The organism is Micromonospora sp. NPDC003241, assembly GCF_053589795.1.
Window position 1 is genome coordinate 78977 of sequence record NZ_JBSFSO010000027.1, and the last position, 14733, is coordinate 93709.

9 protein-coding genes and 1 pseudogene are annotated in these 14733 nt (G+C 71.7%); 4 read left to right on the top strand and 6 right to left on the bottom strand.

From position 1 onward, the window contains the following. Both ACWDVW_RS20990 and ACWDVW_RS20995 read left to right on the top strand, forming a co-directional pair. Window positions 1–1734 (top strand): right-handed parallel beta-helix repeat-containing protein, encoded by a 1734-nt coding sequence (locus ACWDVW_RS20990; RefSeq protein WP_449951404.1) that lies wholly within the window; start codon window positions 1–3, stop codon window positions 1732–1734. Window positions 1735–2056: 322 nt separating this feature from the next. Next, window positions 2057–3727, top strand: a complete 1671-nt coding sequence (locus tag ACWDVW_RS20995; RefSeq protein ID WP_449951407.1) for a hypothetical protein — start codon at window positions 2057–2059, stop codon at window positions 3725–3727. A 73-nt stretch (window positions 3728–3800) separates the two neighbouring features. Here the strand turns inward: ACWDVW_RS20995 and pulA are convergent, their stop codons facing one another. From pulA to ACWDVW_RS21020, 5 genes are all read right to left on the bottom strand, one after another. Beyond that, the gene (gene pulA / locus ACWDVW_RS21000) at window positions 3801–9299 is read right to left on the bottom strand and encodes a pullulanase-type alpha-1,6-glucosidase (RefSeq protein WP_449951409.1); all 5499 of its coding nucleotides are present in this window, start codon (window positions 9297–9299) and stop codon (window positions 3801–3803) included. Between the two features lie 144 nt (window positions 9300–9443). Next, on the bottom strand, window positions 9444–10079 hold the full coding sequence (locus ACWDVW_RS21005) for a cellulose binding domain-containing protein (protein WP_449951412.1): 636 nt from the start codon (window positions 10077–10079) through the stop codon (window positions 9444–9446). 173 nt (window positions 10080–10252) lie between these two features. Beyond that, complete coding sequence (locus ACWDVW_RS21010) at window positions 10253–10921, bottom strand: hypothetical protein (protein WP_449951416.1); 669 nt, start codon at window positions 10919–10921, stop codon at window positions 10253–10255. Between the two features lie 199 nt (window positions 10922–11120). Further along, on the bottom strand, window positions 11121–11510 hold the full coding sequence (locus tag ACWDVW_RS21015; protein WP_350696623.1) for a hypothetical protein: 390 nt from the start codon (window positions 11508–11510) through the stop codon (window positions 11121–11123). Between the two features lie 37 nt (window positions 11511–11547). Then, on the bottom strand, window positions 11548–12222 hold the full coding sequence (locus tag ACWDVW_RS21020; protein WP_449951419.1) for a hypothetical protein: 675 nt from the start codon (window positions 12220–12222) through the stop codon (window positions 11548–11550). Between ACWDVW_RS21020 and ACWDVW_RS21025 the strand changes: the two genes are divergently transcribed. Further along, complete coding sequence (locus tag ACWDVW_RS21025; protein WP_350696808.1) at window positions 12221–12421, top strand: hypothetical protein; 201 nt, start codon at window positions 12221–12223, stop codon at window positions 12419–12421. The genes ACWDVW_RS21020 and ACWDVW_RS21025 overlap by 2 nt on opposite strands. A gap of 7 nt (window positions 12422–12428) precedes the next feature. Here the strand turns inward: ACWDVW_RS21025 and ACWDVW_RS21030 are convergent, their stop codons facing one another. After that, window positions 12429–14102 (bottom strand): right-handed parallel beta-helix repeat-containing protein, encoded by a 1674-nt coding sequence (locus ACWDVW_RS21030; RefSeq protein ID WP_449951421.1) that lies wholly within the window; start codon window positions 14100–14102, stop codon window positions 12429–12431. Window positions 14103–14525: 423 nt separating this feature from the next. On the opposite strand from ACWDVW_RS21030, the pseudogene ACWDVW_RS21035 reads away from it, so the two are divergent. After that, window positions 14526–14733, top strand: a pseudogene (locus ACWDVW_RS21035) (C39 family peptidase); the annotation flags it as partial.

The following is a 14733-nucleotide window of genomic DNA, read 5'->3' on the forward strand; positions in this document are numbered from 1 at the left end:
ATGTCCAATGACGAGTTGACTTCGTACGGTGGGCCGCCTCCGGTCCCGCCAGGTCGACGACGACGCAAGATATGGGTGGCGGCCGGAGTCGCCGGCCTCACCGGGGTGGTCGGACTGGCCGCCCTGGGCGGCGTGGCCGCTCGGGACCAGAAGTCCGGGGACCGCAACAACGCCTCGGACGCCCAACCCGCGGCCGCGCCGAAGTCGGAGGCTCCCGGCCCGACCACCGGCGAGGACGGTCGGGGCGACGAGGAGCCCGGTCGGACCGGCGCGGAGCACAAGGGCCGCGAGGCGTCCTCCGGCGAGCAGCGTCGCGACGACAAGGAGCGGGGACACGAGGTGCCCTGCGACAGCGACAAACTGATCCAGGCCATCGAGCACGCCAACGACAACCGCGGCGGCACGCTGGAGCTGGCCAAGGGGTGCACCTACGAGCTGACCCGCTCCGACGTGGGCGACGGCACCGGCCCCAACGGGTTGCCGGTGATCACCCAGGCGGTCACGCTCGCCGGGCGCGACACCACGATCGTCCGGGCGGCGAACGCCGAGCCGTTCCGGATTCTCAACGTGGGCCGCAGCGGTCACCTGACCCTGAAGAACGTCGTCGTCAAGGGTGGGCTTACCCATGCCGACCCGATCGCGGCGGCGAGGGCGAAGGTCGATCTCTCCGCCAAGGCCGTCGCGAAACCGGCGAAGGCAGGGGCCGGCACGAACGCGAAGGCGGGCGCGAAGGCGGGCGCGAAGGCGGCCACGCCGACGAAGGCCCCCGCCGCCAAGGCCGCCGCGAAGGTCCCCGCCGCCACGGGTGCCTCGGCCACCGAGGCCGCCCGGGGTGCCGGTGGCGACGCCACACTCGTCGACGTCGCGCCGGGCGACGGCGCCGGCCTGCTCGTGCAGCGGGGCGGCCGCGCCGACGTCGAGCACAGCGAGTTCCTGCTGCACCACGCCGGCGGCAACGGCGGCGCGATCGCCAACTTCGGCACCGCACGGGTCGCCCACAGCCGGGTGGCGACCAGCAGCGCCGGTGGTGTCGGCGGCGGCGTGTTCAACGCCGGGGTGTTCCGGCTCGAGGAATCCTCGATCACGGACAACAGCGCGGTCGCCGGCGGCGGCATCGGCAACGGCGTGCCCGGCCTCGGGCTTCCCGGCGCCGGTGGCACGCTCTGGGTCTGGAAGAGCACCATCGAGCACAACCGGGCCACCGACAACGCCGGTGGCGTCCTCACCTATCGGGGCACCGCGACGCTGACCCAGAGCAGGGTCGTCGGCAACCACAGCGGCGAGGACGGCGGTGGCCTGCTCGCCCTGGGCGACGGCCAGCTCGCGTTGGAGAAGGTCCTGGTGGCCCGCAACTCCGCCGACGACACGTCCGGCGGGCTGGGCGTGGGACCCGAGAGTACGGCGGTGATCGCGCAGAGCGAGATCACCGACAACGTCGCCGAGCGCAACGGTGGCGGACTGGCCACCTACGGGGGCACCGCCGTCGTGCGGGACACCGCGATCGTGGCCAACCGGGTGGTCGGCCAGAACTCGGTGGCCGGCGGCATCTACAACGAGGGCGGCCAGGTCCGGTTGGAACGCTCCACGGTCCAGGCCAACTTCTCGGTGCTGCCGCCCGGTGGCATCTACACCACCAACGACGGCGTGCGGATCGACCGCAGCTCCGCGGTGACCGCCAACCGACCGACCAACTGCTCCGGCAGCCCGGTCGTGCCGGAGCGCTGCTTCGGCTGATCGTTCCTTCTGCGTACGGGTGAATCCAGAGCACGACCACATAGACGGGCTCCTCCGCCGCGTGCGGAGGAGCCCGGGTCGCGTACCCGCCCCGACGGACGTCGGCGGCCGATCGCCACGGACTTGGACTGTATTGCACCCTTCGGAGCGCTTGCACCACTCCCATGCTGAGCGTACCCAATGTGGGTTTATCTCAGATATGGGCCCGAAGCGAGGAACACTCTCATACGGTGCATGTGGGAGCTACAACCGATTTGTAGCAGGGGAAGCTCACCCGCGTGTGACGACCCTGTCTGGTACGACGAGAGGGCAGAGAGCTCCGATGTCCAATTACCAAGCTAAGAACAACGCTGCGGAGCCGGAGGTGGCGCCGAAGCGGCGTCGCGCCTTCTGGCTCGCCAGTGGCGTCGCCGGTCTCACCGGCGTGGTCAGCATCGCCGCCGTCGGAATCGGCGCCGGCGCGGTCAGCGCCGACGGTCTGCGCTGGTCCACCGCCCAGCAGGTCAGCTCCGACAGTGACCGGGGCCCGGACGCCGCCGAGGGGCACGAGGGCAAGAAGCGGGACCGCGGTGGCGACCAGCGCGACGACCGCGGTGGCCACGACAAGGACCGTGGTGGCGACGACCGCAAGGACCACGAGAAGGAGGTGCCCTGCGACTCCGACAAGCTGATCCAGGCGCTCGTCTTCGCCAACGACAACCACGGTGGCGTGCTCAACCTCGCCAAGGGGTGCACCTACTCGCTGACCCGTTCCGACCTGGGCGACGGCACCGGCCCCAACGGCCTGCCGGTCATCACCGAGAACGTCGTCCTCAAGGGGCACGACACCAAGATCGTCCGGGACGCCACGGCCGAGGAGTTCCGCATCCTCAACGTGGGACGCGGCGGGAACCTGACCGTCAAGGGCCTGACCATCAAGAACGGCCAGACCCGGGCCCTGCCCGTCAACGGGGACACCCCGGAGGCCGTGTGGTCGCGGTTCTCCAACTCGGTGGAGGCGACCAAGGCCGCCGAGGCCAAGAAGGAGTACCTGCCGCTGCTGCAGGCCGCGCCGAAGGGTGCCGCGCTCAAGGCCGCCCAGGCCAAGGCCGCTCCCTCGGTGCTGCTGGAGCCGGAGTCCAACGACGGTGGCGGCGTGCTCGTGCAGCCCGGCGGCAGCGCGTCCTTCTCCGACACGCACATCGTCGCCAACCAGGCCGGTGGCGTCGGTGGCGGCCTGGCCAACTTCGGCAAGGCCGACCTGCACCGCAGCACCGTGGCCGACAACACCGCGTTCCTGTACGGCGGCGGCATCTTCAACGCCAGCGTGCTGCGGGTGGCCGAGTCGAGGATCATCAACAACGACGCGATCATCGGCGGTGGCGGTGTCGCCAACGGTGCCGCCTTCATCTTCCGCGAGGACATCGACGGCGGGACCGCGTTGATCGAGAAGACCGAGATCACCGGCAACGAGGTGCTCGGCTTCGGCGGTGGCCTGCTCGACATCGAGGGCAACACCACCGTGCAGCACTCGAAGATCCTGCACAACACGGCGGTCCTGGCCGGCGGCGGCGTGACCGCGGCGGGCGACGACAGCACCCTGGAACTGGCGCACGTCGAGCTCGCCAAGAACACCACCGTCGGTGTCGGCGGCGGTCTGGCGCTCGGCTTCACGGCGATCGCCAACGTCTCGGACAGCAAGATCGTCGAGAACAAGGCCGGCTTCTTCGGTGGCGGTGTCTTCAACGGCACCGGCGAGGCGACCTTCCGCAACAGCGAGATCAGCGGCAACCGGGCCGTCGGCCCGCTGGGTGTCGGTGGCGGCATCTTCACCGTCTCCGGCGAGATCGACCTGGAGAAGACGAGGGTGTCGCACAACTTCGCCACCCTCGCGCCGGGCGGCGTGTTCAGCTTCATCGGCCAGGTGAACGTGGACGACAAGTCCGCGATCACCGCCAACAAGCCGACCAACTGCGCCGGAACCATCACCGCGATTCCGAACTGCTTCGGCTGATCACCAGGCCGAGGTGACGACCCGGCCCCGTCGGACCGATCTGCGGATCGGATCGGCGGGGCCGGACCACGTGCTACCGCTGCACGAAGACCGCCACGCTGCGCGCCGGCACCTGGAACGTACCGCTGGAACGCGCGAACGACGCGGTACGCAGCACCGGGTCGGCCGAGGAACGCAGCACCGGATGCAACGACACGTCCGCCCCCCGCAGCGCGTCGACCCGCTGCGTCGCCGCCTGCGGAGTGCCGTTGAAGACCACCGTCACCGACCGCCACGGCCCGCCCAGGCCACCCGCGTCCAGGGTCATGGTGAGCACCCCGGGCGTCTCCGCCGGGCCGGAGAGCGGGAAGGCGACCCGCCGTTGCACCTCCCGTGCGGTGGGCAGCCCGAAGACCGGCGTGGAGGCCCGGATCCGCAGCAGTTCGGCGTACCGGGCGTCGGTCAGCGCGATCGCCGCGCAGTCCGGGACCAACGCCGGATCCGCCAGCAGCGGTCGGGCGTACGACCACTTGTCCCGGTTGTCCTCGGCCGGCGGAAGCCCGATGCCGAAACCGTTGCCCTGCGTGCAGTCCCAGCGGATCTGGTTGAACCAGTCCCCCGAGTTGTACGAGTTGCGGTCCAGCGACTTCGACCGCAGCCGCTCGGTGCCGGTGGTCACGAACCCGGCGCCCTGACCCATCACCACCGTGCTCAGCGCCAGCACCTGCATCCGGGCCCGGTCCGTGGCCGAGGTGCCCTGCGGCAGCTTGTAGGCCAACGCGTCGTACAGGATCTCGTTGTCGTGCGCGTCGACGTAGGTGATCGCCTCGCCCGGCGCGTCGGTGTACCCGGCCGGCGAACCGTTGTAGTCCACCTGTGCCCCGGTCACCTCCCGACCACCGGAGTCGGTGAACCGGTAGCCGCGCAGGTTGCCGGTCAGGCCCACCTTGACCAGGTCGTGCTGGTGCAGCAGCCGGGTCCGCTGCTCGGCCGCCGAGCCGTTGACCGGGTCGCCGTTGGGGTCGGTGAACAGACCGGAGGCGAAGCCCTGGTGGCGGGGGTTCTCGTCGAACGGGCCGCCCCCGCGCACCGCGTCGCGCAGCCGGTCGTTGAACGTGCCGATCCCGGTGCCGGCCATGTTGGCCTGGGTCGCCTGCACGAACCGCGCGTCGTCGGCCACCTCGCCGAAGTTCCAACCCTCGCCGTAGAGCAGGATCTTCTTGCCGTCCACGCCGTCGCGGGCCACGGTCAGCCGGTCCAGCGCGGCACGGGCGGCCAGGATGTTGGCCTTCGGGTGGTGGCCCATCAGGTCGAAGCGGAACCCGTCGACCTTGTACTCCCTGGCCCAGGTGACCAGGGAGTCGACCACCAGCTTGCCCATCATGGCGTGCTCGGGTGCGGTGTTGGCGCAGCAGGTGGAGGTGGCCACCGCGCCGTCGTCGAGCAGCCGGTGGTAGTAGCCCGGGACGATCTGGTCGAGCACCGAACGCGGGTCGGTGCCGGCGGCCGAGGTGTGGTTGTAGACCACGTCCAGCACCACCCGCAGGCCCGCACCGTTCACCCCGGCCACCATCTGCCGGAACTCCACGGTCCGGCGCGTGCCGTCCGGGTCGACGGCGTACCCGCCCTCGGGGACGGTGTAGTGCAGCGGGTCGTACCCCCAGTTGTAGCCGTCGGTGTCCTTCACCGCCGCGACGCACTCCTGCTGGCGTTCGGAGTCCGGGGGTGCGGCGGCCAGGTCGCAGTCGGGCTGACGCTGGTCGGCACGCCGCTCGGGGATGGTGGCGAAGTCGAACACGGGCAGCAGGTGCAGGTGGGTCACCCCCGCGTCACCGATCGACCTCAGGTGCCGCATCCCGGCGGTGCCCGGTTCGGTGAAGGCGAGGAAGGTACCGCGACGCGCGGCCGGCACGGTGCTGTCGGCGATCGAGAAGTCCCGCACCGACAGCTCGGAGATCTGCACCTTGGCCGGCGCCACCGCACTCGGCTTGCGCAGCGCCGACCAGCCCGCCGGTGCCAGCTTCGGGTCGGTCAGGTCGGCGATGAGGCTGTGCGTGGAGTCCGCCGCCAGCGCCACCGAATACGGGTCGGTCACCGAGGCGGTCACCACCTGCTGGGCCGCCGGCTGCCACGCCTGCACCCGGTACCGGTAGTACGTGCCGGTCCAGTCCCGTGCCCCGCGCACCGACCACACACCGGTGCGGTCGTCGCGACGCATCGCCACCACACGCGGCGTGGCGGTGGGCGAGTCGAACAGTTCCAGCGCCACCGTCCGCGCGGTCGGCGCCCACACCGCCAGGGACGGCACGCCACCGGTGAAGGTGGCGCCCAGGCGGGCGGTGGTGGCCGGGGCGTAGACGTCGTCGAGGACCCCGGGGAGCTGCACGCCGGTGGCACCGAGCAGGGTGCCGTCGGCGGCCCGCTCGGTCACCAGCACCTGCCCGCGCAGTGCCGCCGGCACCTTCGCCAGGTCCCGCTTGTCCAGGGTGAAGGCGCGCCGGTCCCACAGGTGCGGGAACCGGTCGCGCTGCGCCTCGGTGAGCCCGTTGCGGCGCGCGGTCAACGGCAGCGAGGTGTACGTGCCGACCAGGTCGCCGTCGACCACGCGTACCCCGCCGGTGGGTGCGGTCACCAGCGCGTACGCCCGACCGTCGGTGGGACCGGTCCGCCAGGCGACGGTGCCCCGGTCGATCCAGTGCGCCGCCTGCCGGGTGATGTCGGTGTCACCGCCGCCGTCGCCGGTGGTCGTCGGCGGCAGCAGCCGACCCGGTGTCGCCGCGAGCAGCCAGACCTCCCGCCCTGCCTCGGCGAAGTCGAGCCGCTGGTCCTGCGGCAGGTCCTTGGTGTCCCCGGAGTGGATGATGTAGCTCAGCCCGGTCGCGCCCTCGGCCAGCGGCACCCGGAACTCGGCACCGTACGAGTCGATCCGGGTCGGCGGCATCGGGCGGGCCCAGTCGGTGGGCGTGGCCGCGCCGTCCCACAGGTGCAGTCCCCAGCCGTCGTAGTCACCGTCCGGCCGGTGGTAGTGGATCACCGCCACGCCCTCCTCGACCGGCGGTGCCGGTGTCCCGGCGGCCTCCTCCCGGCTCGGATAGGTGGCCGGGTCACCCTGTTTGACCCAGACCTCACCGGTGCGCGTCACGTCCACCGTCCGGTCGTTCTCGACGTCCTTGTTGCCGTCCGCGTCGACCACCAGGAAGCCGACCGACGTCGCCCCCGGCTTGAGCTTCACCCAGGCGAACCGCCCGTACGAGTCGGTGCCGGTGAACGGGCGACCCTGCGGCCACTCGGTCGCGTACGCCGGATCGATGTCGCCCCAGGCGTACAGGCCCCAGTCGTCGTAGTCGCCGTCCGGGCGGTGGTGGTGCACCACCAGCCAGTCGCGGGACGAGCCGGTCGGTGGGGTGCCCACGGTGGCGGTGGAGCGGGCGGTGGCGGTACGGCCCCGGGCGTCCCGGACCGCCGCCTTGTACTCGATCTTCGTGCCGGCGGCCAGCCCGGTCAGGTCGTGGTGCACGGTGTACGGCGCCCGGTGCGCGGAGCCGAGCACGGTCCACGTGCCGCCCGCCACCCGGGCCGCCATCGTGACGGTGGCCAGCGGGTCCCCGCTGACCTGTGCGGTCACCTCGGCCCGGGTGGCCACCGGCGTACCCGTGGGGGTGGTGATGGTCAGGCCCGGCTTGGCGGCGGGCAGCGCGACGGGCCGACCGGCCCGGTGCACCACCGCCGACAGCGGGGGCACGGTCACGGTCAGGGTGCCGTCACCGGCGGTCGCCCGCCGACCGGTGGCGCCGTAGACGGCGGTGAAGGTGGCGCCGGCCGACCAGGTGTCCACGGTGACAGTCTGCGCGGTCGGCGCGTTGTTCACCGCCACCACGTACTCGGTGCGGTCGCGCGGGTCGAACCGGGAGAAGGCGAAGACACCTGGGCCGTCGGCGGCGTGCCGCGTCACCTGTACACCGTCGCGCAGCGCCGGGTGTGCCCGGCGCAGGTCGCCCAGCCCGGCGATGGTCCGGTACAGCGGATGCGCCCGGTCGAACTGGTCCTGGGCGTGGGTCCGGTCGGTGCCCAGCAGGTCGTCGTCGAGGTAGTCGGCGGTGCGGGAGGCGAACATCGGCTGCCGGGCGTCCTTGTCCCCGCCCGCGCCGGTGAAGCCCTGCTCGTCGCCGGAGTAGACGACCGGCTGGCCACGGGTGAGGAACATCAGCTCGTGGGCGAGCTGATCGCGGCGCAGGTGGGTGGCCGGGTCGGTGTCGCCGTTGACGATGAACGAGCCGATCCGGCCCATGTCGTGGTTGCCGAGGAAGGTGGGCAGCCGCCCGGCGTCGGTGTCCCGGGCGGCGTAGAGGTCGTCGCGGGCGTAGAGGTCGGCCAGCGCGGTGGCGGAGCCGTCGGCGGCGGTGAAGCCACGCGCCGCCTCCTGGAAGCCGAAGTCCAGAGTGGCCGGTAGTCCGCCCTGCCGGACGTAGCTGGAGGCGATCTCCGGGTCGGCGCTGTACACCTCGCCGAACATGAAGAAGTCCGGCTTGCCGGCGCGGGTCGCGGCCTGCGTGACGCCCTGGCTGAACTGCGGCCAGAAGTCCATGTTGACGTGCTTGACGGTGTCCAGTCGGAAGCCGTCCACGCCGGTTGCGCGCACCCAGTCGGCGTAGATCTTCGTCATGCCGCGGACCACCTCGGGTCGCTCGGTCCACAGGTCGTCGAGACCGACGAAGTCACCGTACTCGCTGTTCTCGCCGACGAAGGTGGAGTCACCCCGGTTGTGGTACATGGTCGGGTCGTTGAGCCAGGAGGGCACCTTCACCGTCGCGTCCGCCGGGGTCCGGAAGGTCGGGGTGTACGGGAAGGACCGGGTGTCCACCTCGGGGAAGGGCCGCGATCCGTCGGCGAAGTTGCGGTCCTCGAAGGGCCGCCCCTGCGCGTCCCGGTACGGCGTGGTCGCCTTGTCCACATAGGTCTGCCGGTTCTCGGCGTAGCTGATGACGTCGGCGGTGTGGTTGACGATCACGTCGAGATAGACCTTGATGCCGCGCCGGTGCGCCGACTGGACCAGGCGCTTGAGGTCGGCGGCGGTGCCGAAGTGCGGGTCGACCTGGGTGAAGTCGGTGATCCAGTAGCCGTGGTAGCCGGCCGACGCGTCGTCGCCCTCGCCCTGCACCGGACGGTTGGCGAAGACCGGGGCGAGCCAAATGGCGGTGGTGCCCAGCCCCTCGATGTAGTCGAGCCGCTCGATCAGCCCCTTCAGGTCGCCGCCCTGATAGAAGCCCTTGTCCGTCGGGTCGTAGCCGGTGCGCAGGCGGTCACCGGTCAGGCCGCCCCGGTCGTTGCGTGGGTCGCCGTTGGCGAACCGGTCCGGCAGCACGAAATAGAACTGCTCCGCCGTCGCCCGCTCGTCGGTGCCCGCCGCCAGCAGAGCGGCGGCGGACGGCTCGGTGGGCCAGGTGACGGCGCCGGTGGCACTGGGCGCCCCGGTGGTCGAGCGACCGGCGGCGGTGGCGCTCTCGGGAACCGCGACCGGCGCGCCGGCCAGCGTCAGGGTGAGCAGGAAGACGAACGCGAGCAGGGCCTTACGCGACAGCGGCGGGGGTTTCATCGACGGCCTTCCTCTGGCTGCTGATTGGCCCGCACGCTAGCCCTTGCCGAAACATTCTGCAATACCTTGCAAACATAGCGGCAACAGAGCAGTCTCTTGCGCAAGGATGAGATCGGTGGCGGCCCACGACCGGCGGGCCGGCAGTCACCGACGACTACAGGCACTCCCCGAGACGGAGCAGTTCCTCGGCGAGGGATCGGCGAACTCGATGTGGAAGCGCAGCGCCACCGAGGCGCCCGCCGACAGGTGAGGACCACTGCGATAGGTCAGCGTGCCCCGGCGCCCGTCGAACGTGCCCTGCGGCACCCCTTCCAGCCACGCGGTCACCACCCGACCGCCCGCGTACTCCACCCGCGCCACCCACCCCAGATCGCCGCGCGACGTGTTGCGGATCAACACCTCGGCGATGAAGCCGCCCTGGAAGGTGTCCATCACCCGGTACTGCGCCTCGATCGGCGCGGGCTTGGCCACCGGCGGGGCGCTGCTACGCGGCGGCGATGACACCATCGGCGGCGCCTGCGGGGTCGACACACCCGGCGGCGACGGCTCCGGCGAGGTGATGCCGGCCTCGCTCGGCGGGTCGGTCTTGCGCGGCGAGAGCCCGGGCACCGCCGGCGCCGGCGGACTCGCCGCCTCCCGTCCGGCCGAGGACGCGCGCTCGGGGATGGGTGGGGCGGCGGCCGGTCCCTGGGGCCCGGGATCGAACTCCGGGCCCGGTCCCCGGTACGCCCCGATCGCGATGACGAACAGCATCACCATGGCGAGCAGGCCGATCGACATCAGGATCCAGGGCGAGGACGCGACGGCGGGACCGGGCGATGGTGAGAGATGACGCGGAGCGCGACGCATACCGGACATGAATCTCCTCAGCGGGCAGCCGGGCAAGCGTAACGATCTTCAGCGAAAGGGAAAAGTCCCCAGGGAAACACCAAACCGTCCTAACAGTACGGTCATCACAGGGCGCACGAGGAACCGTTGACCACACAGTGGGCGGGGTACTCGCCACCGCCGGTACGGCTGAACCGCAGATCCACCGTCTGCTGCGCTCCGGCGGCGAGCTGCACCGTCCCGCTGAGCAGGTACCATCCACCGCCCTTGATGCTCACCGAGACACCCGGCCCACTGGAGGCCCGGATCCCGGTGACGTCGCCGGTGAAGCGCAACTCGACCTGCCAGTCGCGCGACTCGGCGGTGCCGTTGCGCACCACCACCTGCGCGCGGAAGGAATCCGGTTCGGCCGCACCGCTCACCCGATAACTGGCGGTGAGCGCACCCGGCGCGGCGGGTGACGCCGGCGGGGCGGACGTCGGTCCGCTCGGCGACCGGCTGGCCTCCGACCGCCCGGCCGGGGAGGCGGTCCGCGCCGGTGGGGTCGGCAGCGCCGACGACCCTGGCGTGGCGGACGTGGCGGCGCCACCCGGCGCCGGGCTGAGCCGTTCCGGACCGGACGGCGCCGACGTGACCTGGTCCGATGTGGACGGCGTCGGCAGCGCCATCGCCGGCCCGGGCTTCCACGACGACGGCTGCTCCGGACCCCGGAAGGCCAGCGCCGCGACCACCAGCAGCACCGCCAGCACGCCGACACCGACCGAGACCACCACCCAGGGGGCCGAAGCGATCATCCGAGGAAGGGCCCGCCGACGGGCCGTCTCCGTGGTCTCGGCACCCGACGGCCGCACTGCCATTGAGGTCCCCCCTCGTCGCACCGACGCGACAGCCTAGTCACGGCGACAGCGGGGCGCGAAACGGGTGGGGGCGGGTCGTCCGACCCGCCGGGCCAGGTCCCCGGGACGGCCGGACACGACGGCCCGCACCGCGAGGTCAGCCGGTACGGATGACCGTGCAGATGACCGGACCCTCAGTGGCGGCCCGCAGCAGATAGCGGTACCGCTCGCCGGGCACCTGCCGGCCCTGGCTGTCCAGGAACTCCCACCGCACCGCCACCTCGGTCAGCAGCGCCGAGACCTGCTGCACCTCCTCGATGTCGGCGTGCGCGGCGACCAGCTCACGCTCGGCGTAGTCGGGAGCGGCGCCCACGAAGGACAGTGCCACCGCCGCCGGCGAGGTGAACGAGAAGCTGTACGTGTCGGCGACCACCAACCCCGGCAGGGCGTAGCAACCGGCGATCGCGGGCAGGTCGCCGACGGTCAGGGCCACGCCGTACCGGTCGAAGAACTCGGTGAGCGTGTCGAGATCGGTGGAAGCATTCACGTCGCATGCAATTGCCACCACGCCGGTCGGCGAAACCTCAGCGCTCCGGGATCCGTACCTCGATCTCGCTGCCCAGCCGGGCACCTTCCCGCAGGCCGAGGTCGTCACCGCTCCAGAACCGACCCGGGTCGTACCAGTTCGGCCGCTTGCCCGGCGGCAGCAGGCCCATCGCCTCGTAGGTGACCGCGACGACCTCGGCGCAGTACGCCGTCTCCAGGGTCCGCTCGCGCTCCAGGGTCCGCTCGCGATCGGTACTCGCCCGCTGCCGCCGTGGCACCGGCAACCGCACCGCCGGCACCCGTCCCCGCATCCACCGCCAGGCGAGCTGCGCCGTCGACGGGAACGGCGTGCCGTCCAGCCGGGCGATGGTCCGCAGCACCGACCGCTCCATCTCGGCGTCCACCGGTGGGTCGAGCTGACGCAGCCAGGCCCGCTGGCCGTACCGGTTGGCCCAGACGCAGACCGCGTCGCGCAGGTCGTGCAGCTGCACCCCACGCTGATGGGTGCCGGTCCACATGTCCGGCAGCGACCGACCCAACTCGGCGTGCCACATCAGCGGCGGCATGTCGTCCAGCACGACCGCCATGCCCACGTGGTTGACCGGGCTGTTGGTGATCGACTGGATGGCGCGGTCGGGCACGCTGCGGCCGCGGAAGACCCACACGTCACCGGTACGCGTCAGCTCCACCGCCTCGTCCAGGCTGATGCTCATGAAGGACTACCCTATGCGGATGCGGCAACGGATGCGGTGGTGGAAGGTCCTCGGGTTGGCCGGTCTGGCCGGGGTCGCGGCCTCCGGCGTGGTCATCGCCCGGGCCGAACGGCGACGGCGCGCGTACACCCCGGAGGAGATCCGGGCCCGGCTGCGCGACCGCCACGCCGAGGCCGCCGCGCCCGACGACGCGGGCTGAGACCCGCTCAGTCGATCTCCACGTGGTTGCGGTCCCAACGACCGCCCACCGGCGGACTGTCCAGCCGCAGCGCGCTCTCGGCGTTGCCGGCGAGGTCGTTCTCCTCGACCCGGCAGGACACGCAGGAGCCCCGCTCGGTGATCCACAGCCCGTGCGTCTGCGTCGGCTCCTCTCTGCTGTCCCAGATCCGGTTGCCGCGCACCGACGCGGAGTCGAAGTGCGCGTTGACCACGATGCCGGCCCGCACCGGCGCCGCCGCCGGCAACTCGTACGCCGTACCCGGCGCGGGGACGTCCTGGTTCCACGCGGTCGCCGCGTCCGGTCGCAGTTCGGCCAGGTCCAGGTCCGTGTCGCTGTTGCCGACCACCACCGCCATCCGGGAGCCCACCCGCAGCACCTTGCCCCGGTGCCCGTTGGTCGGCCAGTTCGCCGACCGGTCGGTCACCGCCCGACGGGCGTAGCGCACCGACTCACCGGAGCCGCTCGACTCCACGGCGCACTGCCGGCCGTTGTTGCGGATCCGGTTGTCCACGATGGCCGCGTCGACCATCGGGCGGTCGATCCGGATCGCGTCCAGACCGTTGTCCCAGAACTCGTTGTCGCTGATCACCACGTCGGACGACGGGCCCTGGTAGCCGGCGCCCAGGTCGTGCTGGTGATAGCCGTACCAGCCGTTGCCGCTGATCCGGTTGCCCCGGATGGCGTACGGCCCGGGGGTGTTGCCCATGCTGATCCCGTCGCGGACGTTGCGGTCGATCACGCAGTCGCTGAGGATCCCGCCCCGACCGGCGATGCCCGCCGTGCCGTTGGCGGAGACGTCGAAGCCGGCCTCCAGGTTCCCGGTGATGGTGCAGGCCGAGACGATCAGCCCGTCGGCACCCCAGTCGGAGATGCCGAACCGGTTGGCCTGGCTGTGGCAGCCGATGATGCGGTACCCGCGCGGGGGCGTCCAGTACGGCTTCTGCAACTCCAGGAAGATCCCGTTGGTGCCGTTGCCGAGGGTCGTGCAGTTGGCGATCGTGCAGCGTTCCACCTCGCCCCAGCCGCCGATGCCGATGCCGATGCCCGCGCCGCCCATCTCCTCGCCGTTGTCCAGCCGGCCGCAGCCGACCACCACGACGCCGTCGATCAGGCTGTCCTGAAGGAAGTCGCACCCCAGCCCGGTCGCCCCGGTGTGGTGGATGTAGAGGTTGCGGAACACCCCGCGCACCACATATTGGAGACCGAGTCCCTTGGCCAGATAGCTGTACTCGGCCATGGCCACGCCCGAGCCGTCGATCTCGAAGTCGGCGAAGGTGCAGTCGGCGATGTGCCGGTCGCGGTCCGCGCCGTGCTGCACGGTGGTCCAGAAGGCCAGCGGCGTCGGGTCGGCACGGTTGCCCTCGTTGCTCAACAGGAACCGGGTCGCGCCCGGCCCCGCGCCGATCAGTGAGACACCGCTGCGCCAGACGGTGCCGGCGTCCCGGATCGAGTAGATCCCCGGCGGGCAGTAGATGACCCGGGCCCGGCCGTCGGCGACGTACCCCTCACCGAGCCGGTCGACCAGCGCGGACAACGCCGGTTGGTCGTTGGTGACACCGTCACCCCGGAGGCCGAATTCGTGCGCGTCGCACCAGAGCGGCGCCCCGGCGACCGGGGACAGTCGCTCCCGGGCGGCGATGTACCGGCTCTCCTGCCACACGGGCGCTCCCCTGACGTCGACGGCCTCCTCGCGAGCCGGGCGCTTTCCCGCTCCGAGGCCCCGGAAACGCGGCCTGTGCGATGTCGGAGGTCTGCCCGCGCACGGCGACGGCGACGCGTACCGCACCGTGAGTTCATGCCCGTTTGTCCGGTTCGTCGCCGACCGTCGCCTCGCCATGGCCGCCCCGATCGCGGAATCATCGGCCCGGGCCGGGGGTTGTACATGGCATGACCGCGACGCCTCCCCCGGCGCCGCACCCGCCGACCGGGTCGGAATGACTCCGCACCCCCCGGCGTTACACCTGGACCGGACGTCGTAGCAGTCCCCACCGCGCGGACGCCGACGAACCCGGACCATCCCCCGCGGCACACCCGTCCCCCACGGGAGATCGCCGCACACCCCCGACGAAAGGTTCAGATCATCATGCGTACCACCATGCTGCGCAAGACCGCTCTGACCATCGCCGCTGCCGCCGCCACCGCCGGAGGCATCGCCGCACCCGCGATCGCCGCCCAGGCCACCCCGGGCGTCCAGGCCGCCGCCGTGCAGGCCGACCGCAAGGGCAACAGCGAGCGTCAGCTCGACGTCCGCTACGAAGCCCAGCCCAACTTCTACTACTGCGGCCCCGCCG